The 24,766-nt window shown below is 48.9% G+C and carries 25 protein-coding genes and 1 pseudogene; 18 read left to right on the forward strand and 8 right to left on the reverse strand.

Annotated elements, in window-relative coordinates:
* The first annotated feature begins 50 nt into the window (after positions 1-50).
* Both KI379_RS05595 and KI379_RS05600 read left to right on the forward strand, forming a co-directional pair.
* Positions 51-254, forward strand: coding sequence for a heavy-metal-associated domain-containing protein (locus KI379_RS05595; protein WP_076169034.1), 204 nt, complete (start codon positions 51-53; stop codon positions 252-254).
* Positions 255-277: 23 nt separating this feature from the next.
* Positions 278-517 carry a glutaredoxin family protein gene (locus tag KI379_RS05600; protein WP_089546271.1) on the forward strand — a complete coding sequence of 80 codons (240 nt, stop codon included), beginning with the start codon at positions 278-280 and terminating at the stop codon, positions 515-517.
* Between the two features lie 167 nt (positions 518-684).
* Here the strand turns inward: KI379_RS05600 and KI379_RS05605 are convergent, their stop codons facing one another.
* Positions 685-1,872: a GDSL-type esterase/lipase family protein gene (locus KI379_RS05605; RefSeq protein WP_089546272.1), complete on the reverse strand. Its 1,188-nt coding sequence runs from the start codon at positions 1,870-1,872 to the stop codon at positions 685-687.
* 324 nt (positions 1,873-2,196) lie between these two features.
* Between KI379_RS05605 and KI379_RS05610 the strand changes: the two genes are divergently transcribed.
* Positions 2,197-2,874, forward strand: a complete 678-nt coding sequence (locus KI379_RS05610) for a DUF1796 family putative cysteine peptidase (RefSeq protein ID WP_076169028.1) — start codon at positions 2,197-2,199, stop codon at positions 2,872-2,874.
* A 303-nt stretch (positions 2,875-3,177) separates the two neighbouring features.
* Here the strand turns inward: KI379_RS05610 and ilvB are convergent, their stop codons facing one another.
* On the reverse strand, positions 3,178-4,884 hold the full coding sequence (ilvB, locus tag KI379_RS05615) for a biosynthetic-type acetolactate synthase large subunit (RefSeq protein ID WP_212983004.1): 1,707 nt from the start codon (positions 4,882-4,884) through the stop codon (positions 3,178-3,180).
* Between the two features lie 1,046 nt (positions 4,885-5,930).
* On the opposite strand from ilvB, the gene KI379_RS05620 reads away from it, so the two are divergent.
* The 6 genes from KI379_RS05620 to KI379_RS34020 all read left to right on the forward strand — a co-directional run bounded on the left by KI379_RS05620 (position 5,931) and on the right by KI379_RS34020 (position 10,774).
* The gene (locus tag KI379_RS05620) at positions 5,931-7,364 is read left to right on the forward strand and encodes an MFS transporter (RefSeq protein WP_212983005.1); all 1,434 of its coding nucleotides are present in this window, start codon (positions 5,931-5,933) and stop codon (positions 7,362-7,364) included.
* A gap of 155 nt (positions 7,365-7,519) precedes the next feature.
* Positions 7,520-8,125: an NAD-dependent epimerase/dehydratase family protein gene (locus KI379_RS05625; RefSeq protein WP_212983006.1), complete on the forward strand. Its 606-nt coding sequence runs from the start codon at positions 7,520-7,522 to the stop codon at positions 8,123-8,125.
* Positions 8,126-8,214: 89 nt separating this feature from the next.
* Entirely contained in the window at positions 8,215-8,739 is a 525-nt protein-coding gene (locus tag KI379_RS05630) for an SRPBCC family protein (protein ID WP_212983007.1), read from the forward strand.
* Between the two features lie 37 nt (positions 8,740-8,776).
* Positions 8,777-9,820: a multicopper oxidase family protein gene (locus tag KI379_RS34005; protein ID WP_244879199.1), complete on the forward strand. Its 1,044-nt coding sequence runs from the start codon at positions 8,777-8,779 to the stop codon at positions 9,818-9,820.
* 48 nt (positions 9,821-9,868) lie between these two features.
* Positions 9,869-10,312: a multicopper oxidase domain-containing protein gene (locus KI379_RS34010; RefSeq protein ID WP_244879200.1), complete on the forward strand. Its 444-nt coding sequence runs from the start codon at positions 9,869-9,871 to the stop codon at positions 10,310-10,312.
* Between the two features lie 132 nt (positions 10,313-10,444).
* The gene (locus tag KI379_RS34020) at positions 10,445-10,774 is read left to right on the forward strand and encodes a hypothetical protein (protein ID WP_244879391.1); all 330 of its coding nucleotides are present in this window, start codon (positions 10,445-10,447) and stop codon (positions 10,772-10,774) included.
* A 10-nt stretch (positions 10,775-10,784) separates the two neighbouring features.
* Here KI379_RS34020 and KI379_RS05645 read toward each other — a convergent pair whose 3' ends face one another.
* The 4 genes from KI379_RS05645 to KI379_RS05660 form a co-directional block, all read right to left on the reverse strand.
* The gene (locus KI379_RS05645; protein WP_076169017.1) at positions 10,785-11,177 is read right to left on the reverse strand and encodes a carboxymuconolactone decarboxylase family protein; all 393 of its coding nucleotides are present in this window, start codon (positions 11,175-11,177) and stop codon (positions 10,785-10,787) included.
* A gap of 18 nt (positions 11,178-11,195) precedes the next feature.
* Positions 11,196-12,845: a thiamine pyrophosphate-binding protein gene (locus KI379_RS05650; RefSeq protein WP_212983009.1), complete on the reverse strand. Its 1,650-nt coding sequence runs from the start codon at positions 12,843-12,845 to the stop codon at positions 11,196-11,198.
* A 4-nt stretch (positions 12,846-12,849) separates the two neighbouring features.
* Positions 12,850-14,991 carry an EAL domain-containing protein gene (locus tag KI379_RS05655; protein ID WP_244879201.1) on the reverse strand — a complete coding sequence of 714 codons (2,142 nt, stop codon included), beginning with the start codon at positions 14,989-14,991 and terminating at the stop codon, positions 12,850-12,852.
* Between the two features lie 287 nt (positions 14,992-15,278).
* A complete protein-coding gene (locus KI379_RS05660; RefSeq protein ID WP_076169009.1) occupies positions 15,279-16,376 on the reverse strand; it encodes an AI-2E family transporter in 1,098 nt (365 codons plus the stop codon).
* Positions 16,377-16,633: 257 nt separating this feature from the next.
* Between KI379_RS05660 and KI379_RS05665 the strand changes: the two genes are divergently transcribed.
* The 3 genes from KI379_RS05665 to KI379_RS05675 are packed head-to-tail and all read left to right on the forward strand — an operon-like array spanning position 16,634 to position 17,829.
* Positions 16,634-16,969, forward strand: a complete 336-nt coding sequence (locus KI379_RS05665) for a DUF1801 domain-containing protein (protein ID WP_212983011.1) — start codon at positions 16,634-16,636, stop codon at positions 16,967-16,969.
* 19 nt (positions 16,970-16,988) lie between these two features.
* Positions 16,989-17,312, forward strand: coding sequence for an ArsR/SmtB family transcription factor (locus KI379_RS05670; protein ID WP_212983012.1), 324 nt, complete (start codon positions 16,989-16,991; stop codon positions 17,310-17,312).
* Positions 17,313-17,331: 19 nt separating this feature from the next.
* Positions 17,332-17,829 carry an SRPBCC family protein gene (locus KI379_RS05675; protein ID WP_145022745.1) on the forward strand — a complete coding sequence of 166 codons (498 nt, stop codon included), beginning with the start codon at positions 17,332-17,334 and terminating at the stop codon, positions 17,827-17,829.
* A gap of 55 nt (positions 17,830-17,884) precedes the next feature.
* Here the strand turns inward: KI379_RS05675 and KI379_RS05680 are convergent, their stop codons facing one another.
* A complete protein-coding gene (locus tag KI379_RS05680; RefSeq protein WP_212983013.1) occupies positions 17,885-18,757 on the reverse strand; it encodes an AraC family transcriptional regulator in 873 nt (290 codons plus the stop codon).
* 118 nt (positions 18,758-18,875) lie between these two features.
* On the opposite strand from KI379_RS05680, the gene KI379_RS05685 reads away from it, so the two are divergent.
* Positions 18,876-20,432, forward strand: coding sequence for a glycoside hydrolase family 31 protein (locus tag KI379_RS05685; protein WP_212983014.1), 1,557 nt, complete (start codon positions 18,876-18,878; stop codon positions 20,430-20,432).
* An 82-nt stretch (positions 20,433-20,514) separates the two neighbouring features.
* Here KI379_RS05685 and KI379_RS05690 read toward each other — a convergent pair whose 3' ends face one another.
* Positions 20,515-21,369, reverse strand: a complete 855-nt coding sequence (locus KI379_RS05690) for an AraC family transcriptional regulator (protein WP_212983015.1) — start codon at positions 21,367-21,369, stop codon at positions 20,515-20,517.
* A 123-nt stretch (positions 21,370-21,492) separates the two neighbouring features.
* Between KI379_RS05690 and KI379_RS05695 the strand changes: the two are divergent.
* The 5 genes and pseudogenes from KI379_RS05695 to KI379_RS05715 all read left to right on the forward strand — a co-directional run.
* Positions 21,493-21,636, forward strand: a pseudogene (locus tag KI379_RS05695) (beta-galactosidase); the annotation flags it as partial.
* A gap of 155 nt (positions 21,637-21,791) precedes the next feature.
* Positions 21,792-22,859 (forward strand): glycoside hydrolase family 88/105 protein, encoded by a 1,068-nt coding sequence (locus KI379_RS05700; RefSeq protein ID WP_212983016.1) that lies wholly within the window; start codon positions 21,792-21,794, stop codon positions 22,857-22,859.
* A 207-nt stretch (positions 22,860-23,066) separates the two neighbouring features.
* A complete protein-coding gene (locus KI379_RS05705; RefSeq protein WP_212983017.1) occupies positions 23,067-23,483 on the forward strand; it encodes a hypothetical protein in 417 nt (138 codons plus the stop codon).
* Positions 23,484-23,550: 67 nt separating this feature from the next.
* Positions 23,551-24,312, forward strand: coding sequence for an SDR family oxidoreductase (locus KI379_RS05710; protein ID WP_212983018.1), 762 nt, complete (start codon positions 23,551-23,553; stop codon positions 24,310-24,312).
* Between the two features lie 99 nt (positions 24,313-24,411).
* A complete protein-coding gene (locus tag KI379_RS05715; protein ID WP_089546286.1) occupies positions 24,412-24,726 on the forward strand; it encodes a thioredoxin family protein in 315 nt (104 codons plus the stop codon).
* Positions 24,727-24,766: the final 40 nt, after the last annotated feature.

The following is a 24,766-nucleotide window of genomic DNA, read 5'->3' on the forward strand; positions in this document are numbered from 1 at the left end:
GCAGCAGAAACGATAAAATTGCCAACAGCAAGCGAAAGGAGGTGAATAGGATGCAAGATGCAAACGTCAAAGTACATGGAATGAGCTGCCGTTCATGCATTAGTAAAATTGAAGGAACATTGAATTCCATCGGTGTGGAGGGAAAGGTTCATTTTGATCAAGGTACCGTTGAGGTCAAGTACGACGAATCAAAATTTACCCTGGGAGATATTAAGGATGTTATCCGGAGTAAAGGGTATGAGGTCGCTAATTAATATCAGGAAAAGGAAGTGAGAGTATGTCCGCCAACGTAAAAATCTACACGATCCCCACCTGCAGTGATTGCAATCATGCGAAGCGATACTTCAAAGAGCAAAACGTTCCTTATATGGAATATAACTGCGAAGAAAACCCTGAATATGCAGTAGAAGTTAAAAATCTTACGGGTAAACAAATTGTTCCGACCATCCTTATTGACGATAAAGTGTTCATTGGGTTTGCAGAAAATTTCAAAGAAATAAGTGCATTACTGGCATGAATAGGATTTGGAGGGTTCAAAGGGCTCTAACTTGCAGAATTTCAAGTTAGAGCCCTTTTACGTTGCAACTTGCTGGAGGTTGGTATTTCTGGAACAAGTTCGAGCCAGCCAAGAGGCGGGATGAGCATCTGCTAAAATGTACAACGGATATTAGACCAAATGGGTTGCTAATTTTGGCTTGACTCGTAAAAAAATGATAATGGTACTGCTTCCGCTATAGCCTTATTCCCATCGTCATTGGGGTGGGTTTTGTCGCCTGAATCGTAAATATGGAGCATCTCAGTCGGCTCTCGTGGATCCGCCAATGTCCGATCCAAGTCGATGATTAGATCAGTTTGAGCGTTAGAACGGATCCATTGATTCACTTCTTGACGTACTTTTTCCCGCTCATCAGTAAAAAAATGTGATTTCCCAAAGGGGGTCACGGTACATATTACTACCTTGAGATGTTGTTTCTTTGTTCGGTCGATCATTTCATTCAACCCTCTTATCAATTGTTCCGAGGTAGCATCACCGAAAATATCATTGATGCCGCAATTAAATATGATTCCCTTTAGACCTGGCTGGGTAAAACCTTCCCGCTCTAAACGATCAAGCATTCGTTCACCGGCATTTGCTAAACCAAGAGCTGCCCCTTCTTCAACATCTCTTGCATCTCTTAAAATCATGTTGCCGGTTAGTCCCGCGTTTAGAATCGAGGGCAACGGCTGATCACTCACTTGACGGATTCGATTCAGCAATAAGTCTGGCCAGCGTTGGTTAGCATTTAGACTGGAAGCATAGCCTTCTGTAATGGAGTCTCCCATCACAACAAAAACCCCAGGATCAACCCCTGAAGACATCATTTCTACATCTAATGCGGTTAACCAATAATACGAATGTGTCGTAGTATCAAATATATCGGCATCGTTCACCTTAGTTTGGTTTCCTTGCGCGATGTACGTGGAACGAGCAGGGGAAAAGTGCCAAGTTGAAACCTTTGTATAAACGGGCAAATAGAGACTAATGGTTAAATCAGCGCTTGGATCAGCATGATACGAGACAGGATCACTATACAATTCTTTCCCAACCGGTATGACAACCTTGGATGACCCTTTAAATGTAACATTGCCAACATCTTGATCATCAAAATTTACATTATTGCGGTGGCTTGATAGCGTGACACTGTCAAGTGTTAAGGGGTAAACTCCGTAACGATTAGAAAATTTAATACGCCATATCGATCCGTAATCATGAGGATGTATCACCATGCGTACAGTCTGGTTCTCGAATGAAGCATGGGAGAAAGCATGACCAAAAAACCGATCATCAAATTGGGTTTGACTCGCATACCATGATCTTTTCCATTGAGACATACTAAATACTCACCTTTCTTTTAGGATAGTATACCCCCCTTATCTATTCTTATATCATTTTAATTCCATACATGCAACGTAACTAGCCCGTAAGTGAGCAAGTGGATGGAACATTTCTATTTATTGGTTCTAGTCGAAATTGATGTATATAGGTGAATTAATATATTCAATCCAGGTATGCTATATCCGGCGCTTACTAAAGGAACTCCTCTCATTAAATATGAAAACACGCCTTGATGTATCTACGCTTCCATACGTCTATACGGCTTGTCATTAGAGTGCATAGAATATATCAAATCTAGCATCTTGAAAGTGGTGACAAGTATGAAGATAGAGAATGTGAAAGGTGCTTATGACATTATAATCGGCTTGGGAAGCTGGTGCGGGCCATCCATCTTTTTGTGGCGACGTCAGCTGCGGCGTTTCTCCTTGCCGTTAGACTGGATGATCTCGAAATCGGTCACGGACGTGACCCGGTTGTTAGAGAATCGGTTCGAAGGTTTTATGGATCTCGGGCAGCTCCGGAAGATAGAAGGCACTTCTGACTATTTAGAAGACGGAATCGCAGTACCGAAAGGAGACGGGACATATCATAACGCTCATTTTATTCTAGATACACGCTATAATGTTATTTCCGTCCATGATTTCCCCGTTATCCCCTACCAGGATTGGACGGCCACCTACGGCGCATACAGTGAGAGACTTATTCGTCGAATTCAAAGGTTTTTACATGTGCTCGATCACAGTCGTTCTGTTCTGTTCATCAGGTGGGGAGAAATCGGGGAAGCGGAAGCCGTCAAGCTTCATGCTGTCGTATCCTCGTTGACTCCGGGCAACTGCAGAATACTATTCATGCAGACCGTATCCGGGTTGCAGTCGATTCAAGAGATTGATTGGGGACAAGACGGCATCGCTACGCTGCAGGTTCCCCTCGATGAGCTCTATCATGAATCCGCTTGGGACTGTACCATGAACGGTCTGTCTTTAACGGGGCGTTGGTAGTATTGGTAGCGGGGAATAAAGTTGCACACGATGTTATGTTTTCACTTTAGTCCATTCATTCTCCTTGATCCAAACTCTTTGGACTTTGATACCAAGGTTCTTTTTCTGTAATCAGCCGCTTGGATATGTGAAATGGGTACTCGTCATATTCACTATATAGAATATGACGAGATTTAGGGATGACTGGACATGAAATGCGAAATCGCGGCGGATATCCGGTAAAATGCAGTGTTGCCTTCCAACGGCCGGCTGCAGACTACCGGTCCGACGCAGTAGCCTACTCACGGGGTTGGAACGTACAAATCATTCGATATCCCCCAGAATCATTTCATGTAACGCCGTTCCTGTAAGGACCATAGGATATACATTCTCTTCTTTCGGTACGACAAACTCCACAAGTACGGGACCAGGTGTATTTAGAGCCTCTTGCCAAACACGGATAGCATCTGCTTTATTACTCGCTCTCAACCCTTTGATGCCGTAGGCTTCAGCCAGCTTTACGAAATCGGGGCTGCCGGCAAGGTCGATCTGGCTGTAACGCTTGGCATAACTGAGTTCCTGCTGCTGCTTAACCATCCCCAACACTTGGTTGTTAATCACGACAATTTTGACAGGAATCCGATGAATGGAACAAATAGCCATCTCCTGCGCGCACATTTGCATGCCACCGTCACCGTTTACGGAAACCACAAGACGATTTGGATTCCCGATCTGTGCGCCAATGGCGGCCGGTAACCCGAACCCCATCGTTCCAAGACCTCCTGAGGTGATCAGCGAGCGGGGATGGTTAAACTTGTAAAATTGAGCTGCCCACATCTGGTGCTGGCCAACGTCCGTGGTTATGATCGCCTCGCCTTGTGTGGTTTCATGGATCATTTCAATGACAAATTGGGGCTTAAGCTCCGTATCCGAATCTTTATACCGAAAAGGAAAATTCCGTTTGTATTCCTGAATTTCTTGGATCCAACGAGCGGATGGGGAGGCGGCAGCTTTCGTATTCGCATAGTCCAGTACAGCTTTGATATCACCGATGCACGCAATATCCGCCTTGATGTTTTTGCCAATTTCAGCCGGATCAATATCGATATGGGCAATCCGTTTGGCATGGGGGGCGAAACCATCCACCCTCATGGTCACCCGGTCATCAAACCGCGAACCCATGGAAATAATCAGATCGGCATGCTGGATGGCCATATTCGCTGCATATGCGCCATGATGGCCCGCCATGCCCAGCCACAGGTCGTGAGCACTTGGAAAACCTCCCAAACCAAGCAATGAGGTCGCCACCGGAATGTTGGTTTTATTCACGAACTCCAGCAGCTCATTGGATGCGCCTGAATATACCACTCCTCCTCCGGCGATTATGACCGGTCTTTCGGATTCGGTAATCGCTTGAATCAAGGTATCGATCGGGTCTGTATCCAAATTCGGATCGGAATCGTACCCTCGAAGATGAATTGCCCCCGCGGGTTGGTAATACAGCTTGTGATTGGATACATCCTTAGGAATGTCGATTAATACAGGACCTTTCCTGCCCGTATTCGCAATATGGAAGGCTTCGTGCACGATGCGCGGCAGGTCTTGCACATGACGAACGGAGTAACTATGTTTCGTTATGGACAGGGTCATGCTGACGATATCCGCTTCCTGAAAAGCATCCGTGCCCATAACCGTAGTCGACACGTTGCCCGTAATGATGACGAGAGGTGTGGAATCCATATAAGCCGTCGCAATCCCGGTAATCAAATTTGTCGCTCCCGGACCAGATGTGGCGATGCAGACGCCGACTTTCCCTGTCGACCGGGCATAACCGTCTGCTGCGTGTATCGCTCCCTGCTCGTGCCGGGCCAGAATGTGTTTGAACTCCGGATTGTCGACCATAGCGTCATAAATGTACAGCGCGTTGCCTCCGGGATAACCAAAAACATGTTCAACCCCCTCGAGCAATAAACAGCGCAAAAGGCATTCGGATCCTGTGATGAGTTCAGCTTCGTCTCTCTTCGTTTCCATGTGATATCCCTCCAATAAAAAAATCCCCTCTCATCCCAAAAGCCGGCAGCATACTGCCGTACTAAAGGGGCGAAAGGGGTTGATTTTCGCGGTACCACCCTGGTTTGCCTAAAATCTCACGATTTTGGGCCTCACGAAGTAAAGTGTTTCCTTACTTCCGGCACGGTAACGTGTGCCCATCCGGTTGAGACTACTCACTGAATCAAGCGCTTGATCCGGTTTTCGATCAACAGCTCGGAGATGACATCATGCTAGGGGTTAAGGCAAAGGTTTCAGCATTTCCTTCGCTCTCTGGACATAAGAGCCCTTGACACTTTTTTCTCTTCATCGCTTGTTTGTTATATACATAAAAACCCCTCTCCTCCCAAGCTCGGCAGCGATCTGCCGAACGATAGGGACGAAAAGGGGTTATTTTCGCGGTACCACCCTGGTTTGCCTGAAATCTCACGATTCCGGCCTCATGAAGTAAGGAATCCCTTACTTCAGCACGATAACGTGTGCCCATCCGTTTGGAACTACTCGCCAAATCAACGCTCCAATTTGGTTTTCGATCAACAGCTCTGAGGTGACTATCATACAAGGGGTTAAGGCAAAGGTTTCAGCATTCCCTTCGCTCTCTGGACATAAGAGCCCTTGGTACTTTTTCCTCTTCATCGCTTTTCAAATGATATTATGAGGATATTATCACAGACGCCAGGATTTTTTCAACTGGTTCTTATTCATACTGGTTTTAAAATTAGTAAAACCCGAAAGCTGCATGCATTCCCGATTTACATATCGTAGGTGGGTTCGAGTAAATGAGGCGCTGAAATTTGTTCCAAAATTGTTATTGACCAACGAATCACGATTTGATATAGTGAAATCACCAAATTAGTAATTGATCAATCACTCACAAAAGCGAGGTGGCGAAGAATGCTCCACCTATTGGCACTGACTTAGGCGACAGTGGGTTAAAGGGGCTGTAACGAATACTTTGAAGCGGCTTGGCAAGCCGAATATTTTTTTGATGAAATGTAATTGATTAATCAATAACAGGAGGAAATTGTATGAGTTCAATGGTTCAACCGGCAATCGCAAATTCTCGGCATATGCCACTTCGGTGGTGGGCGCTAATCGCGCTGGCTTTAGCTCAATTCCTGGTCGTTCTCGATGCATCCATCGTCAATATCGCGCTTCCCTCTCTCGGCTCAGAACTTCACTTAGGCACAAATACACTGAGTTGGGTCATTACGGCTTATGTATTGCCCTTTGGGGGCTTGCTGCTTCTCGGTGGAAGATTGTCGGATCGATTCGGACATCGAAGATTGTTCATGACCGGCGTTGCGGGATTTGCGCTTGCTTCGGCCGCAGCCGGACTGGCAGCCTCAGGAGCCTGGCTGCTCACGGCCAGAGCGATTCAGGGCGCATCTGCCGCTATGCTCGCCCCGGCCGCGCTGGCTCTTGTCACCAAGCTGTTCGCAGATCCTCAGGATAGGGCCAAGGCGCTCGGCATTTGGGGTGCAGTTGTAGGTATCGGCAGCGCGGCGGGCGTTTTGCTGGGAGGCGTTCTGACGGCTTCGCTTGGCTGGTCGGCAGTGTTCTATGTAAATGTTCCCGTAGCGGCATTGGTCCTGGCGGCGGTTCCCTTCCTCATCGCCAAAGATTCTCTAGGCGAACGCATAACTCTGGATATGACAGGCTCGGTTGCGGTAACGGGTGGCATCGTAGCGCTTGTGGCCGCGCTTTCCGGAACAGAGCGGGTCGGCTGGACGTCTCCACAGACGCTGATTCTGGCAGGTTTGGCGGTTGCGCTGCTCGCATCGTTCATCTTCCTCGAGAAGCGTACTGCGAATCCGCTTATGCCGCTGGGTATCTTCCGTAACAAATCGGTTACGGGTGGCAATCTGGCGATGTTCCTCATCGGAGGGGCGACAACGGGACTGTTCTTCGCACTCTCGGTTTACATGCAGCAAGTGCTACATTACGATGCGTTAAAAGCAGGGCTCACCCAGCTCCCGCTAGCCGGCGCGCTGGTCGCCATTGCCGGAGTTGTTCCCGCGGTGGTTAAGGCAATCGGCCCAAGCAGGACGCTGGCGACATCGCTGATCCTTCTTGCCTCAGGGCTAATTTGGTTATCTCTATCGCCTAGTGACGCTACGTTCGCTGCCAATTTGTTAGGACCGTCCATTTTGATCGGAATCGGTCTGGGGGGCGCCTTTGTCTCAGGAACAGAGCTTGCGGTTCACGGTGTAACGGACGAAGAAGCGGGGCTTGCCAGCGGTTTGGTCAATACGAGCCAACAGATCGGCGGAGCCATTGGACTTGCAGTGCTGACAACGGCGGCATCGGCCCGAAGCGATCGCTTGTTGGACCGCGGCGTATCCGAAGCACAAGCATTGACCGGAGGATTTTCCTGGGTGTTCCTTGGAGCTGCCGCGTTCGCGGTTATCGGAGCATTTGTGGTCCTCGCGGTTGTAAGGCATCCCCGACTTTCAAAGTAAGTGACTAATCAATCACAAAATGAATGCTCATCGCTTCTTCGAACGGTCAGAGGAGATGCCGGGAATCGGACTGATCTGCTGGCAGCAGCAGAAGGCGTTGACGTGATTTTCTGCGGGATTTAACCTACGATGACAACCCTGAGAAGGTGCGGCGGATGCTAGAAGCCGTTCGAAGCATCGCGGTGGTGAGTGGAGCCAAGATGGTTACCCTCGAAGGGGTTTATCTCCCCGTCGATAGGAGGGAGCAGGTTAACTTGAACGTTCCTGGCGCAACTTCCATGCGAATCTTTAGTCCGGAGTTGTACGGAGAGGGCGCTTCCAACACGATCATTCATTACGCACTTCGCAAAATCGTTCAAGCGAAACCCGTTAAGCAGCTCATCGATCCATCCGTTAGAAGAGACTATCTATATGTGGACGACGCTACCCGTTATGTTCTCGAGCTGGTTTCGATGGAGACCGCGTTCAGAAGCGATTGGCGCCTTCGCGGCAGTGGCCTAATTTCGCAAGCGGAACTTCTTGACCTAACGGGTTCAGTCGTTCAAGCTGCGCCGCGGTTTGAGCCGATCGGAGGGTGGCAGCAGCGCCTACTTCAGTGGTATGAGCCAACGGCAAAGAATATGTTGGATTGTTATGAGTGGCTCGGCGAGGATATTGGAACATATGGCACCGAGTATAGCGGCGTATCGCCAACATCTTATAAAGAGGGTATAGCCTCTACGATAAAAAGCTTGATGGCAAAGCACAATAGTGGCTATTGAATAATTCTTATTAAGCGTGACATGAAATGTAATTGAGTAATCAATCAATTCAAATCCAATGAAATGAGGTCAATAAAATGAAAAAGCCGATGGTAAATGGGGTAGCCAACATGACGGGAGTGGAGAACACGAAAGAATGGTTTACACGGGAAGGAATGGCCGATATTGACCGAAATGCACAGGTTGTCGTCGACCTGTCCATCGAGATTGAAGCTTCGCAGGAGATCGTATGGCGGATACAGACTGGCGTCGAACAGTGGCCGAATTGGCAGAAGGATATCACGCAAGTACAATTATCCGGTCCAATCGCGAAAGGAAGTACGTTTTGGTGGGAGACCCATGGGTTAGAAATTGTCTCTACCATTCTTGAAATTGACCCCATGAAACGTATTGTATGGGGAGGTCCAGCACATGGTATCGACGGCGTTCATGTATGGAGCATCACCCCCACACCTAAAGGAGTCCTAGTGCATACCACAGAGTCCTGGGACGGTCCGCCCGTAGCAGCTGACCCCGATGGCATGCGTGCTGCACTCACGGCTTCGCTGAATGCTTGGCTCGCCGCCCTCAAATCAACGGCCGAGAGCTTGCAGCGGACATCTGCGAAGGAGTAATTGATTTAATCAATCATATGATGGGGTGAAAATAATCTTGAATAAAAGAAAAATCGTTAAACGTCTGATTTACTTTGGCCTTCCTTTGACTTTGGTGGTTTTGGTCGGAGCGGTGATCGTCACATATTTTTGGCAAATGCGGCTTCAGAAGCCGGAAGAGATCAACATGGCTTACCATCAGATGACAGCTGGCATGTCTAGTATGATAAACATGACCGATATGGATGGCAAGGAGCATATGGGTGACATGGAGCATATGGGGGGCATGGGAAATCCCTCCTCCGAGGAAGGCGCGGTGTCTTGTTCCTCAATCACGACACCGGAGTCATCGGCTCCGATTCGCAAGTTCGATCTGACGGCCGCCCGGACGACATTAAAGTTGGACAACGGTAAGACCGTCGATGCTTGGACCTTCAACGGCATATCTCCGGGACCGGAACTTCGCGTCACGGAGGGCGACCAGATTGTTGTTACTCTGCATAACAAAGATATTGAGGACGGTGTTACGATTCATTGGCATGGAATTACGGTTCCGTGCTCGCAGGACGGGATTGCGGGAGTAACGCAGGACGCCGTTCCGCCTGGGGAACAGTTCACATACACGTTCATCGCGACGACTCCGGGCACGTATTGGTATCACTCTCATCAGATGAGCTCGATACAGGTAAGCAAAGGACTTCTAGGTGCGCTCATTATCGAGCCGAAAAACGGTTCTGAATCCGGTACTTCAACATCAGAGGCAACGGCTCTTTATCAACAGCTAGGTTCTTCCATGCTGGTGAACGGAAGCGAGAGAGGACGGACGATCCCTGCCAAGCCAGGCGAACAGGTCAGACTAAGGCTGATCAATTCAGGCAATGAAACGATGGAATTTGGCGTCGACGGGGCTCCCTTCCGGGTTCTGGCAATGGATGGCCACGATTTGCATGAGCCCGGCCTGCTGGAAAGGACGATAGTGCCGATAGGGGCGGGCCAGCGTTATGATCTGCTTATCCAAGTTCCGGGGGCGGGTAAAGTTGTCGTCAGCAGCCCCTCGGCTAAGGGGTTACCGATTACGATAGGCAGCGGAAACCAGCCATAGCATAATGAAGAGGGGCAGCTGTTCTCGTTTCTCGATTACGGTACCCCATTGCCTGACGACCCCGTCTTACAAGCCAAGCCCGATCGGCATTTTGAGCTTAAGCTCGGCCAAACCCTTTTTACCAAGTCAATTAACGGAAAATCCTTTCATGATATTCCTCCGATGACTGTGAAAGAGGGCGACCATGTTATCATTACTGTCTCTAGCGAAGGCGGAGGCGATCATCCTTTCCACCTTCATGGGCACGTGTTCCGAGTCTTGAGAAAGAACGGCGAAGCCTTGCAAGGCAGCCCGGTGTATCTCGATACACTTCTGACGAAGAAGGGCGAGACCTATGAGCTGTACCTGGAAGCTGACAATCCCGGGCTCTGGATGATACATTGCCACAACCTCAAGCACGCCTCGATGGGTATGAGCATGATGTTGAATTACGAAGGCATTACGACGTCATACCGGGTAGGAACCAAATCAGGCAATCTTCCCGACCTATAACGAAAGCATTCCGTTAATCCGCAAAGGAGCCGAGTTGATCGAACATATCTTGTCTGCCCTCCGATAACTCCGTTGATTTTGTAATGGCTTCCCACAGTCTGCAATACGTCGATGATCTGGAGGCCGTTATGGATGAGATTTATCGGATATGCCGACATAAGGCTGTCGTTTGCATCGTCGCTTCATACGCCCATGTCAATCCTCGACGAGTTTTTATTTTCCCATACCGACAAAATGGTCACTGCAGGAGGAGCCCGACTATGTCAAAGCCTAGAGAGGCTTAAACTTGGGGAAACCGTAGAGGAACCCGCGGTAACGACTCAAAGCGACATTACCATCCGGGTACCGTTCGTCCTTCCGAACGTGAAACAAACCACAGTGATCCTCAGTCCGGTCACATTCTCATTGGATAACGGGCCGTTCTTTCCCTCGTTCGATCAAGCGCGCAGAAAAAAAGCATGACAGCTAAGTGTCATGCTTCTTCGTATGTAATTCCCTGTTCATCAAACACCTTCATAACGACAAACATCGCATCCAGCGTCTTGGGAAAGCCCGCATAAGATACACAGTGCATGACCGCCTCTACAATCTCATTGGGCGTAAGCCCGGCATTCAGAGCCCCTTGAATATGGAAATCGAGTTGAGCGGCCGCTCCTGAAGCAATCATAGCCCCTATGGTAAGCAGGCTCCGCTGCTTTAAATCCAGACCTGGACGGGAATACAGCGAGCCATAAGGGAACTCGACAATCAGCTTGGCCATGTCAGGACTGAATTTCTCCATTTTTTTAACCGTCGCGTTCAGTGTTTCTTCACTGACCATCCGTTGTAACACTTCTATTCCTTTATCATACCGATTCGATTCCATATACGTCCTCCGTAAGTTTTAATCTAAGCTAAGCAGTCTTGTGAGGATTGGCGGGATTTCTTGAGGGTCCACCATGACCTCGATGACCGCTACTGTATTCGACTGCAAAGCTGTCTGAACCGCCTGCTTAATGTCGGTTTCATTCTCACAGCGAAATGCCGTTGCGCCCATGGATTGGGCAAACAAGCTAATATCCAGCGGCCGCTCATAGACAGCACCGACGGAGCGTCCCGTGTTATAGGACATTCCCTTTTCCACCATATCTAAGCGACCGTTATTCAGCACAAAGAAGATAACCGGAATCCCGTGGTTCACTGCTGTCGATATCTCGGTGCCGTGCATCATGATGCAGCCGTCGCCGGTCACACAGACGACAGGGCGATCTTGCATAGCTATTTTCGCTCCGATCGAATAGCCGATCGCCGCCCCCATCGCGATGAACACCTCATCGAAAAAGAACGTACCGGGCTCGATGATTTCGAAATGCTGTACGGCATGAAAGGAGTGACTTCCTGCGTCTCCGAAGAGTACCGCCTCTTTCGGAAGCACGGCCCGCAAGCTCCTGAACGCCGCTCCCGCCGACAACGTGGTGGATTCCAACTGGGAGGATGCAGCTGCTGCCGCTTGTGCCCGCGGTGTCAGCATCTCATGCTCTTTGGACGTTGCCCCGCTCCGCAAAATGAGCTGAGTCAAGTTGGAGCGGATATCGCCAAGGATCAATTGCGTCGGCGCCTGAATGGTTTTGCCTGCAAACGTAATGTCATACTCAAATTGCAAGACCTTGTCCGGCTCCATATCGGCCGTAAATCCGGACAAAGACATGTCGCACAATTTGCTGCCGACGACGATCATCAGGTCAACGCCGGATTTCATATAATCGGTTGCATACTTGGAACCGCCGAGGCCATACCCGCCCAAGTATAAGGGATGATTGGTAGGAAAGGCTCCTTTCCCGCCAGGGGTGGTCATTACAGGAATTCCCCAATGTTCTGCAATCGTCTGCAATTGGTCATAGGTATCCGACATGACGGCCCCTTTGCCCACGAAGAGGACAGGTTTCTTGGCCTCATCCAGCAACGTGATGGCCTTATCAACGTCGGGAGATACAACGGGTGAAATATGATCCGGCAATGGCAGGTAGAAGGTCTCCACTTCCTCCATCAGCACATCAAATGGGATGCACAGATGAACGGGTCCCTTTTCGCCGGTGTAGGCTTTTTCCAAGGCATGTTTAAGGTAGAGATAGAGCGTGTCCCCACGTTCGATGCGAGCACTGAACAAGGTGACAGGTTCGAACATTTTAACCAAATCTGCCCCGAACTGGCTTGAATCCTGGCTTAAAGCGCGCCCAGTCTCTTGCATCGAAGGCTGTCCGGTAATGAACAATACAGGCAGCTGGAATTCTTTGGCCTGCGCTGCGGCTGTAATCAGGTTTGTTCCTCCCGGCCCGGAAGTGCCAATCGCGATCCCCATCGTTTTTGCTGCCAGGGCATAACCGGATGCTTCAAACCCACAGCCGGCTTCGTGACGACCCAGCACATATTGAATATCATAGTTTTCGAGTTCCAGCATCAGCGGAGAGATGGACTTTCCGGGAATGCCGAACACGTGGGTAATTCCCCATTTTTTAAAATGCTCGACTAATATTGTATACACTCTTTGTTTCATCTTATCACCCCTGCAAATTGGTTTTTATGGTCGTCGTTTGCATCAACAACTGTTCGATTTGTTCTGCTGGTATAGGTGGGTAATAATAAAAGCCTTGTACTTCATGGCAGTTCTGACTGCGCAGGAAATTCAACTGATCCTTCGTTTCTACGCCTTCTGCGATCACATCGATTCCAAGCTTATGGGCCATCGCGATTACCGTAGCTACAATGTCCGCGTCATTCGAATCCGTCATGATATCCCTGACAAAGGATTGATCAATCTTCAGCCGGTCAATCGCAAACTGTTTCAGATAGGAGAGATTGCTGTAGCCTGTCCCAAAGTCGTCGATGCAGATCAGTATACCTAGTTCCTTCAGCTTTCCGAGTATCTCGATAGCAACTTCAACATTCATCGTCATCGACTCTGTGATTTCGAGCTCCAGATAAGAGGGATCGATGTGGGTTTCGAGTAAAATCTCTTTGATGGTCTCTACCAAATCATGCTTTGAAAATTGGCGAGAAGAGAGATTCACCGACACGCGCATAGGGGGAAACCCTTTTTCCTTCCACTTTTGATGCTGAAGGCAGGCGGTTTTGAGCACCCATTTTCCGAGGGGGACAATAAGTCCTGTTTCTTCGGCGATCGGGATGAACTTAGCCGGGGGGATCAAGCCAAGAGTCGGGTGATTCCAGCGAACAAGCGCCTCGGTACCGATGATTTCCCCTGTCTTTGAATCGATCTGGGGCTGGTAATATAACACGAATTCCTCTAGCTGCAGCGCTTTACGGATCGAATTCTCCAGCGTAAGCCGTTCAATACCGCCGCCGCTCGGGATAGATTTGAAAATGTTATAGTTGTTCTTTCCATCGTCTTTCATCTGGTAAAGGGCAATGTCGGCGTTCTTCATCAGCATCTCGACATCCCTGCCATCTTGAGGATAGAAGGCAATACCGATACTGGCTGTGATATATAATTCATAGCCGTCCACTGCAAATGGTTTCTCGAACGCTCTAATAATCTCTTCCGCAACCTGAATGGCTTCCGTCTGATCCTTAATCTCTTCCAAGAGGATCGTGAATTCATCCCCGCCCATTCTGGATACCAGTTGGTCCGAAGCATGGCAGCAAGCTTTCAGACGCTCGGCCACCATCTTCAACAGCACGTCGCCGTTGTTATGGCCCAGCGTATCGTTAATCTTCTTGAAGCTGTCCAGATCGAGGAACATGACGGCAAAGATGCGGTTTTCGTTCACCCCTTGTCTCAGCAATTCACCAATATGGCCGGTGAAAAACCTTCGATTCGGCAAACCGGTTAAATCGTCATGGTAGGCTAAATAATTGATTTGCTTTTGCGTATGATAACGCTCCGTGATGTCCCGAAACTGTGCGAATGCGCCCATGATCTGCATATTCTCATCGCGAATAGGGAAGGCGTCAAACAGGCAGACCCGCTCGTCTTGTCCCATCTTAGGACGCAGCATGAATTCCATATCTTCATACTCTTTCCCCGTTTGAAGGACCTCTTTAATGAAGTCGTTTGTTTTGGCATTCGGAATAGGTTTATTGATGACATCCTGCTTTTTGGCACCGGTTAAAATTTCAGCAAACTTGTTGAACTCCGTAATGTTTCCATCCCGATCCGTAATAATAATGCCGTTTCTTGTCGTTTCGATGACCACCTGATTCAGTATGTGCAATCGTCTGTTTTGCTTCTTCAATAGCAGTTCTCTTTCGATCGAATCGACAACCGTGCATAGCATTGCCAGTAAAAAGGGGTTGTGCTGGTCGATCGTCGTCATGATCGTAATGGTTCCGAGCAAATTGGAGATATCTGTATATTGAAAGGGTACGGTATAACAGGCCGAGGACCATAAAAATTCATAATAATGCTCGTCCCCGACAAGTTGAATCGGCTCACGATGATCCAAAACCAAATTAATGCTGTTGGTTCCCGCTTCGTGTTCATTGAACACGAGGCCAACTTTAATGCCCGATTGCTGAATCACAGTCTTGATCGCTTCATCCCCGGCCATTTCCAGTATGCAGCCGTTCTCATCGGTAATCAGGATGAGCAGCGGGAGCCCTTTCATGAGCTCCAACAACTTATGAACAAAGAAATCAATGACGGACAGTATTTCCTCGTATTCTGCCCGTTTTAGATTCAAATCGCCTTCTGAGAAAAAGTTAGTAAAGGAGGGAATCCCCTGTGGATCAATACCTAGCTTTTCACATCTCTTTTTAGACTCCGAGATCAAGGATAACTTCGTCAAATCAATCCCCCTACTTTACCAAGAAAAATGCAATAAATTTACTTGAATGATATGTAGCTGAAATTTACCGGTTCTTTTTTCATTATGACGGCGCTCAAAGTTTTTTTCAATTTATTTTCTGTTAGATTCTGGGTGATTAGAAGCAAACAAAAAAGAAGCCCGCTGAGATCACTGGGTTGATGTTACAGTTTCATCCATTTCTCTTTGAAAAATAGAGAGAATACGCGAACCGCAATGATTTTCAGCATCATATAAACAGGAATGATAACAATCATCGCGATGATTCCCCCGATATTGCCGGCAGCCAGGACAAGGATTACGGTTGTAAGGGGGTGAATATCCAGCTTTTTACCGAATACATAGGGAGCGATCAAGTTATCTTGAACTTGCTGAGCGACCAGTATGATGACAAGCGACCATATAGCCGTCGCCGGCGATTGCGTCAGCCCTACGATGACAATCGGAATCGCAGACAGGATGGCTCCGACAAACGGAATAAAGTTTGCAATGACGGATATGACCGTAAGCAAGAAGGCATAGGGTAAGCCAATAATCAGGAAGCCGATATACATTAAGACACCCAGCGAAAGATTGACGATCACTCTTCCAACGATAAATCCGCTTAACATATGGTCGATTCCTGTGACAATCTCACGGGAATCGTTTTGATAACGATTTGGCGTTGCGCGCACAAGTATATTTCCGAACTTCTCTCCTTCTTTTAGCATGAAAAACAGGAGGATAGGGAAGGTGAACAGGATAATCGTAAAATTAGACACAAACGAAAACAAACCGCCTAAATAATTCGACATGAAAGAAAAGCCTTTGTTTAAGTAATTGGTGATGGATGAGAGTCCATTGCTTTCATTGGCCGGAAATAAGGAAGCGAGGAATCCGTTCTTCTCAAGCTCATTGATCTGTTCCCCTACGGAACTCAAGAGACTTGGGATATTATCTAGAAAGCTTATCAACTGCCCGTAGAGCACAGGCCATTTGCTAGTAATGAACCAAACGATGGCAAGCGCGAAAATGACGTAAATAATCAAAATGGCCAAGGTCCGGTTAACTTTATATTTTTCCATTAACTTTACCAGCGGCCTGAGCAAATAGTAAAAAAATACGGAGAGAAGCAGCGGAATGGCGACCACCTCGATTAAGGCAATGATCGGACGAAATACAAAACTCACTTTGGATCCTAAGAAAATAATCAAAAACAGCAATACGATAAGCATGCCAAAGCGCAATGCTTTGTTTGTGGTGAACAAATGATTTCCCTCCATTTTGTATAAACTCCCCGGCTTGATGCAACTTGGGCATCCTGCGTTCGGTCTTATCTCTACAATAGAATTAAAGATACTTACTTTTACGCTGGCTTAAGAATGACGTTTCATAATGTAATGAACATCTGTCTAGGTATAACGCTTTAATGTTTTTGATAATAAACAAAATAATTTAAATATTCCTTGACGGGAATATTCCTATGGTGGTATATTTTTCCCATAAGCTTAGAACTATTCAAATGGGAGGGAAAAATGGGATGAATCAGGAGGTTACAGCCTACATCGAAAATTTGCCGAAATGGCAGGGAGAGATGTGTTCAACCCTGCGGAATATGGTTCATGAGACGATTTCGGAAGTCGAAGAACGCATTCAGTACAAGAAACCGCATTTTTTGAAAAACGGCCATTATGCAGCGGTGATCTCGCCAGCAAAGGACTCTATTGCGTTCATGATCATGAACGCAGACAGCATCGATTTTCCAAAGGGATTCGACGGGCCTGCTGAACGGAAGTGGATCAAATTGCGGGAAGGCGACACGCCGGATCTGGCTCTGCTGTCAGGTCTGCTGAAGCAAGCTTCCAGCACGTTGTAACAGGAAATCGGGGGGGACAATGAAAACGACAACTTTGAACGCGCTCGCGGAACCCAACCGATTGCAGATCATTGAACTGTTGCGCGAAGGTCCGCTTACGGTCGGGGAAATTGCGGATCGGCTGCACCTCCGGCAACCCCAAGCGTCAAAACATTTAAAAGTTTTGAGTGAAGCCGACCTTGTCGAAGTTCGGGCGGACGCCAACCGGCGAATCTACCGGCTTCGCGCTGAGCCATTCATGGAAATGGATGTATGGCTCCATACGTTTCGCAGTATGTGGGAAGACCGTTTTGACCGTTTATCCGATTATCTTAATCAATTAAAAAAATCAGATTATCCCTAAATTCCAAGGAGGAGAACTAATGAATACTCAAGGACTTTTATTGAAACGTGAGTTTGACGCCCCCCGGGAGCTGGTATTTGAGGTCTGGACCAATCCGGCGCACTTTGGCAACTGGTGGGGACCAAAGGGGTTTTCGCTTGAAGTGGCTAAGATGGACGTTCGGCCAGGCGGAATGTTTCTCGGCTGCCAGAAGTCGCCGGATGGACAGCAGGCGATGTGGGGCAAATTCGTTTACCAGGAAGTGCAGGCGCCGGAGAAGCTGGTATGGGTTCAGTCCTTTTCCGATGAAGAAGGTAACACCGTTCGCGCTCCGTTCAATCCGAACTGGCCGCTGGAAATTCTGAATATTCTGACACTTGAGGAAAATGAGGGGAAGACGGTGCTGACGCTGCAAGGTGGACCGCTCAATGCCTCTAAGGAGGAGCAGGAAGCATTCGACTCGATGGCGCCAATGGTTGCACAAGGGTTCGAAGGTACCTTCGAGCAACTTGCAAACTACCTGGCCAGCCAACAATAAAGCCAATACCAAGGGGAACTGAAAGCCTCGGAGAGCATTTGCTCCGCGGCTTTTGCTATTCATGGTAATAGATTGCATCATAAGGAAACTCGAACTTCTTCATTCGATATTCCCTGGGTGTCATGGACATATATTCACGAAACACCTTGCCGAAGTAGCTGGGGCTCTCAAAGGCGCATTGTTTGCCAACATCCTGGATCGGCAGATCTGTGGTTCGAAGTAAGGTGACTGCGGCTTCAACCCTCCGGTCTCGCAAATAAGAAAGGGGTGGGGACTGCTCCGACTTCTGGAATAGCCTGCATAAGTAGTGCTTGTTAACTCCGCAGTGTTCGGAGAGCATGTCCAGCGTTATTGGGGAAGCATAATGCTCCTTCATGAAACGTTTAGCCTTCAGAATAATGGAGATGGAGTTCTCGTTGATGTCTTTGTTTATTTCTCTGCTCGTCTTGACTAGAGTAAGCATCCACTCATAGACAGTACGGGACAGCTGATATTTATCAATAACGTTCTCCTCAGCTATCATGCTTAGAAGCTTCCACAGATCTAGAATTAAGGGAGAGTCAGCATCTCTGTGAATGACGGGCCCTTCTTGTCCAATAACAAGATCCCAAATCCGGTTTGCTTCCTCCCCTCTCAAGTTAAGCCATAGAATCTCCCAGGGCGTTCCATTGTCCACATAATAGTACCGGTGTCTGCTTGGAACTTTGACCAGAAATCCTGTTCCCTGGTCCAGTGTGAAGCGCTGCTGCTCATACTCCAGGATGCCTTGGCCGCTAAGCGTATATTGAAAAATGACGTGCCCGCAATCCGGACGATCCTCGCCTGCAAAGCTGTACTCCGCGCTCTGGATGATCTGCCAACCGACCGAATCTAATGTCAATATTGAATGATCGTCGCTTCGAAAAGCATAGGATGAAGGGGTTACCATGTCGTGACCTCCAAATTCATGAAGTCAATTTTGTTATAGTATAGCGCAATACTTTTAGATTGTCTTCGTCATTGATCACGCATAAGATCGAGGTATCAAGAACAAAGTGGGTGAACCTATGGAGGACAAGAAGTATAACGCAACGCTGAGGATAGATTTGAGGGAAGATGAATATTGGTGGGGTGGAGCTGTCCAAGATGGAACCTTCATGCCGTTTGGCAGCGAGCCCTATTCACGTGATCTATATGGCGATGCAGCCTATAACCAAGCAGCGCCGCTGCTTCTCTCCAATAAGGGGAGACTGGTTTGGTCGGAGGAACCGTACCGGTTTTCTTTTGACGGTCGAGTACTTGTTATTGATGGAAGGGATGAAAACATAAAGGTCGAGGAAGGCGGTAGCACCCTGCGTGATGCGTACCGCCTTGCTTCACAGAAGTATTTTCCTCCTGCCGGCCGTGCTCCGGATTTGCAGTTTTTTACCGTGCCCCAATACAATACGTGGATGGAGATGAGCTACCATCCAACGCAGGACAAGGTGATCGCCTACGCTGAAAACATATTGTCCCATGGGCTGCCGCCAGGCATCCTCATGATTGACGACAATTGGCATGAAGACTACGGTACGCTCAAGTTTCATGCGGAACGGTTTCCCGATCCCCAGGGGATGGTGAACCGGCTTCACGAGCTTGGGTTCCGCGTGCTCCTGTGGGTATGTCCGTTCTTCAGTCCGGACGGCGAGGTATACCGCGACTTGAAGAGGCGGGGATATTTGCTGAAAAATCCGGATGGGAAACCGGTTGTTCGCGAATGGTGGAACGGGTTCAGCGCCGTTCTCGACGGCACAAATCCGGAGGCGGTAAGCTGGTTTACGGGTGAGCTGGACCGGTTGGTTGAAACGTACGGGATCGATGGCTTTAAGCTGGACGCGGGAGATCCTCAGTATTACAAGCCGGAGGACATCAGCTATCGGCGGGTGACGCCGAATGAGCAGACCGAAGCTTGGGCGCGTCTCGGACTCCGCTATGCCTTTAACGAATACCGGGCATGCTGGAAGCTGGCCGGCCAGCCGCTGGTTCAGCGGTTGAGCGATAAGAACCACAGCTGGGGCAACGATGGATTAGCCAGTCTGATTCCGAATGGACTTGCTCAAGGACTGATCGGATATGCCTTCAACTGCCCCGATATGGTTGGAGGCGGCCAATACGAGGACTTAATTCGCCCGGATTTCAAGGTGGATGCGGAGCTTTTTGTCCGGTACGCGCAGTGCTCCGCTTTGTTTCCCATGATGCAATTTTCTACAGCACCATGGCGGGTGCTGGATGAAGCGCATTTGAACTTATGTATCGAAGCTGCAGCGCTGCACTGCCGGATGGGAGACGAAATCGCTGCGTTAGCCCGTCATGCCGCCGAAACGGGTGAGCCGATCATGCGTCATATGGCATACGTTTTCCCGGAAGGGGGCTTCGAGCAAATCACCGATCAATTTATGCTTGGTGATGAAATGCTGGTCGCCCCGGTTCTCCAGAAAGGGGCGGCGATCAGAACAATCGCATTCCCTTCAGGGACTTGGTATGGGGATGACGGGTCGCGTGTAACTGGCCCGTGTGAAATTGAAGTTGATGCTCCTCTGTCCAGGCTTCCGTGGTACCGCCGGGAGCAGCGGGTTTCCAGCTAGAATCTGCAGTAGAGGGAAGGGTTAAGAGCTCAGCTGAACGCTGAGCTCTTTTGGTTTGTATCTACCTTTGATCCGCCTACGGCTAGTTGTCCAGTCGACGTTCCAGATCAGACCCCGGGCCGTACAGCTTTCGGTAGGTCTCCGGCGTCATCCCTTCCTTCTGCCGAAACGTAGCCACGAAGTGACTCGCGTCGCGAAACCCCACCGCTTCTCCGATGCGGCGCACGGTCCAATCGGGCCGGTAAGGCAGCCATTCCTTCGCCTTGCGGAGCCTTAGCTGAATGAGATAGGCATAAGCCGTCATCCCGAACAGATCGCGAAATCTTTCATTCAGCTGCCGTTCACCGATGCCGAGCTGCGCAGCCATCTCCGCCAAGCCGATCTCCGGGTTGGCGAATTCGTGTTCCAGCCAGTTCAGCAGGCCTTGAACCCGGTCCAGCCGCTTCGAGATGGACGGCCGCTTGTCCGTGCGGGCGTCCGTACGAAGCAGCGTAAGAAATCGGTATAAATCCGCGGAATACCGCCATCCCGACGGATCGCCGCCCGACTCGGCGAACGCCAGCATGCTTTTTAGCTGGTCGGTTATCGGATCATGGCCGGCTTCCCATTGAAACCATTCGGCGGCACTCCAGCCGAGGGAACGGACGAAACTGGCGGCGATACTTCCATGAAAAGTGATATAACCGGTCTGCCAGCCGCCGCCTTTGGGCTCATATCGATGAGGCGTCCCCGGGGCGAGAAGAACGCCCGATCGTTCCGTCATTTTCCACGTGTACCCGTTAATTGATAGTTCTCCCTCTCCATGTAATGTCTGAAGCCAATGGAAATAGGGATAGCCCGAGGGCCTTGCTATGGTCTCCTGGTCGGGTTTGATCCCAATGGTCTCCAGCTGCAGGGGCAGCAGCTCCGAAGGGAATGCGGGAACGACTCGGCGCATCTTATAAAAACCTCCATATTCTTATATATAAAATCCCGAATTTTATATTTTTTACAGATATCATAAGCCATTAAGATAGGGTTATCCATTGCAGTTTTATCATATACATTGAGGTGTGACAAGTTGATCAATACGAAAAAGGCGAAAATTTGGTATGGCGGAGATTACAACCCGGATCAATGGGAGAAGCCGGTCTGGGACGAAGATTTACGTATGTTCAAGTTGGCTGGTATAAACGTCGTGACGCTCAATGTGTTTGCCTGGGCGGAAGGGCGGAACTGATGGGACATGATGTATGGATTGTCAAGCTCGATCGGTAGCATAACGTCTCATGGAAGCTAGCTCATCAGGTTGGCAGAGTTACACCTCAAGGGTTCCTGGTTACCGCGTGGCTCTATTACGAGAATAGGGGATGAACCGAGATGAAAATAAACGCAAACCGAAGCGACTTGGAGCAAATCGCCGGACGAGTGGCGTCTTACACGTTCGACATGGACCTGACTTGGGATTGGCCGGGAGGCGTCGCTTATTATGGCGTCAGCAGAGCATTTGAAGTAACGGGTGAGCAGGCCTACCTTGAACGGATGAAGGAATGGGTGGAAGAATATATCGAAGCCGGCCTGCCGGACTGGACGGTGAATACGTGCGCCATGGGTCACATGCTGCTCACGCTATACGAGCAGACAAAAGATGAGAAGTACGCGGAGATTATTCACAGCAAACTCGATTACCTGGAGAATGATGCGCTGCGTTTCGGCGATCGGGTGCTTCAGCATACGGTATCGTCGGGGAACGATTTTCCGGAGCAATGTTGGGCGGATACGCTGTTCATGGCGGCATACTTCATGCTGCGTGCAGGCATTCTGTTCGATAAAAAACACCTCATTAACGACGCCCTGCATCAATTTTTCTGGCATATCAACTACTTGCAGGACGACAACGACGCCCTGTGGTATCACGGCTACAACCATATTAAACAGGATCATATGTCAGGCATTTACTGGGCGCGTGCGAACGCTTGGGCTGCCTATACGATGGCCCGCGCGGCACGTATTCTGCCGGAAGGGTATCTGTATCCCCCAATGATGCATATTTGGAGCTCATTGCGCGATCAGCTAGCCGCGATTAAGAAGCTCCAGCAGGAAGACGGTCTGTGGGGAACGGTTCTGGACTACCCGGAAGCTTACGGCGAGGTATCGGCCACAGCGGGCATCGGAGCGGCCATGGTAACCCAAGGCAATCCTTTGCATGCAAAATATGTGCAGAAGGCGCTCGACGGCCTGCTGGCGAACATTGCCGGCAACGGCCGCGTGCTGAACGTATCGGGCGGCACTGCTGTCATGAATGACATCTCCGGATACCTCGGCATCGACAGGAAATGGGCCCAGGGCTGGGGGCAAGGACTGGCGCTCGCGTTTCTGACATCGGTGATTGAGGAGCTCAAGAAAAATGAAGCGAGAGTGGATCACAAGTCGGTGGATGCTTTGTGAGATGAATAGAATGAGGTTCATGTAACAGAACGTGATGGAGAGCAACGAATCAAACATGATTCGTTGCTTTTTTTTGATCGAGCTCGATTAAAAAAGTTATAGAAAATAAAATTTGAGAACGATCAGTAAAAATAATTCTTTACCAATCGTTCTCAATATGTTAGGATAAAACCACAAACAGGAAATAGAATAAAGGAGTTGGACGACTTGACACATTTTCAATCTAAAAACGGCGTGGTCACTTGGAATGATGAGTTGCAGAGCGTGGTCATCGAATGGAAAGGATTTGCATACGGACAGGAGTTTCAAACGATCCTGATGGAGGGAGCCAAACTGTTGAAACAAATGAACGGCAGCAAAGTCCTGATGGATACCCGCAATGGCTCGGCGATTAAGGCTGAAGACAAGGTATGGATTGGGGAGTTTTTCATCCGGCGGGCGTTTGAAAGCGGACTTCAATACCTGGCTCTGCTGCAGCCGCACAGCGTCGTTGCTAAGCTGAGTCTGAACAGAACGGTCGAGGGGCTCGGAACGCTGCCTTATCGCCAGGAAAGCTTCACCGAGTGGGATGAGGCGGTACGCTGGTTGACAAATCCGTCACCGTTGCTGAGCGCGATCAGCTAACAGGGATTTACAACATTATTTTCATCATTTTAGAATGTTCATTCTCAAATAAAAGGAGACGACAAGTATGACAAAACCAAATTTAGAAGGAAAAATCGCATTGATCACAGGTGCAACACGAGGAATCGGACTGGAAACCGCCCGCGGCTTGGCCCGATTGGGGGCAACGGTCATTCTCGGCTCGCGTGATATCCGTAAAGGAAATGAAGCAGCGTATCAATTACATCAAGAAGGGCTAAAGGCTGTAAGCATTCAAATTGACGTGACCGATCAACAAGATCATGCCGCTGTCTATCAGTACCTTGAAGAAACGTATGGCAGGCTGGATATTTTGGTGAACAATGCCGGCGTCCTCCTCGAGCAGTCCAGCATTTCTGCCGCGACGCAAAACCAGACGAGTGCTATACCATTAAAAGAGCTGCGCGATACGTTCGATGTGAACTTTTTTGCTCAAGTTGAGTTAACCCAAACTTTGCTTCCATTGATCCGCAAATCGGAAGCAGGCCGGATCGTCAACGTGTCCAGCATCTTAGGCTCATTAACCCTGCAGGCAGATCCAGGCTCGCCGATTTATTCTATCAAAACCTTTGGTTATAATGCCTCGAAAGCGGCGCTGAACGCTTTTACCATTCATCTGGCACATGAGCTCAAGGATACTTCGATCAAAGTGAACTCTGTACATCCGGGGTGGGTCCGTACGCAGCTTGGCGGGGAACATGCAGATCTGGATGAAGCAGGCGGCAGCGAGACGAGTGTATTGTTGGCTTCGCTCCAAGAAGACGGGCCGACTGGGGGCTTCTTTCACTTGAACGATTCGCTGCCTTGGTAAGTTTGCGGAATATTTAGAATGTTCATTTCCATATAGTTAGCTGGTAGCAGGGAACGGGGATAGAAAATCATTGAAATATATAACGGGAGATGAAGGGAAATGAAAAAATTAAGTTCTGCTTCGGAATTTGAACGTGAGATTCAGGGAGATCAAACAGCGGTTGTCAAGTTTTATGCGGATTGGTGCCCGGACTGCAAACGCTTGGACCAGCACTTCGGACAGATCATAAGTGAATATCCGACTTTTAATTTCTATGATGTTAACGTGGAGGAACTTGTGGATGTAGCCGAAGGGCAGGACGTACGAGGTATTCCAAGCCTGCTGGTTTTCAGGAACGGACAAAAAGTGGCTCATCTTCATAGTGCCAATTTAAAGACTCCGCAGCAAGCCAGAGAATTTCTTAATACGTTGTGATCATGATACGGAAGACGACATGTTAAGCCGGATTGAAGAA

The sequence above is a fragment of the Paenibacillus cineris genome (assembly GCF_018333335.1).
GTDB classification, from domain to species: Bacteria; Bacillota; Bacilli; order Paenibacillales; family Paenibacillaceae; genus Paenibacillus_AQ; species Paenibacillus_AQ favisporus.

Coding starts and splice junctions, on each gene's coding strand:
- KI379_RS05650 (WP_212983009.1), bottom strand. CDS start 12,845: ATGAAACAAAGAGTGTATACAATATTAGTCGAGCATTTTAAAAAATGG.
- KI379_RS05710 (WP_212983018.1), top strand. CDS start 23,551: ATGACAAAACCAAATTTAGAAGGAAAAATCGCATTGATCACAGGTGCA.
- KI379_RS05625 (WP_212983006.1), top strand. CDS start 7,520: ATGCTAGAAGCCGTTCGAAGCATCGCGGTGGTGAGTGGAGCCAAGATG.
- KI379_RS05660 (WP_076169009.1), bottom strand. CDS start 16,376: ATGGAGGGAAATCATTTGTTCACCACAAACAAAGCATTGCGCTTTGGC.
- KI379_RS05595 (WP_076169034.1), top strand. CDS start 51: ATGCAAGATGCAAACGTCAAAGTACATGGAATGAGCTGCCGTTCATGC.
- KI379_RS05645 (WP_076169017.1), bottom strand. CDS start 11,177: ATGGAATCGAATCGGTATGATAAAGGAATAGAAGTGTTACAACGGATG.
- KI379_RS05610 (WP_076169028.1), top strand. CDS start 2,197: ATGAAGATAGAGAATGTGAAAGGTGCTTATGACATTATAATCGGCTTG.
- KI379_RS05675 (WP_145022745.1), top strand. CDS start 17,332: ATGAATACTCAAGGACTTTTATTGAAACGTGAGTTTGACGCCCCCCGG.
- KI379_RS05715 (WP_089546286.1), top strand. CDS start 24,412: ATGAAAAAATTAAGTTCTGCTTCGGAATTTGAACGTGAGATTCAGGGA.
- KI379_RS05630 (WP_212983007.1), top strand. CDS start 8,215: ATGGTAAATGGGGTAGCCAACATGACGGGAGTGGAGAACACGAAAGAA.
- ilvB (WP_212983004.1), bottom strand. CDS start 4,884: ATGGAAACGAAGAGAGACGAAGCTGAACTCATCACAGGATCCGAATGC.
- KI379_RS05620 (WP_212983005.1), top strand. CDS start 5,931: ATGAGTTCAATGGTTCAACCGGCAATCGCAAATTCTCGGCATATGCCA.
- KI379_RS05605 (WP_089546272.1), bottom strand. CDS start 1,872: ATGTCTCAATGGAAAAGATCATGGTATGCGAGTCAAACCCAATTTGAT.
- KI379_RS05690 (WP_212983015.1), bottom strand. CDS start 21,369: ATGCGCCGAGTCGTTCCCGCATTCCCTTCGGAGCTGCTGCCCCTGCAG.
- KI379_RS05685 (WP_212983014.1), top strand. CDS start 18,876: ATGGAGGACAAGAAGTATAACGCAACGCTGAGGATAGATTTGAGGGAA.
- KI379_RS05665 (WP_212983011.1), top strand. CDS start 16,634: ATGAATCAGGAGGTTACAGCCTACATCGAAAATTTGCCGAAATGGCAG.
- KI379_RS05600 (WP_089546271.1), top strand. CDS start 278: ATGTCCGCCAACGTAAAAATCTACACGATCCCCACCTGCAGTGATTGC.
- KI379_RS34020 (WP_244879391.1), top strand. CDS start 10,445: ATGAGATTTATCGGATATGCCGACATAAGGCTGTCGTTTGCATCGTCG.
- KI379_RS05680 (WP_212983013.1), bottom strand. CDS start 18,757: ATGGTAACCCCTTCATCCTATGCTTTTCGAAGCGACGATCATTCAATA.
- KI379_RS05700 (WP_212983016.1), top strand. CDS start 21,792: ATGAAAATAAACGCAAACCGAAGCGACTTGGAGCAAATCGCCGGACGA.
- KI379_RS05670 (WP_212983012.1), top strand. CDS start 16,989: ATGAAAACGACAACTTTGAACGCGCTCGCGGAACCCAACCGATTGCAG.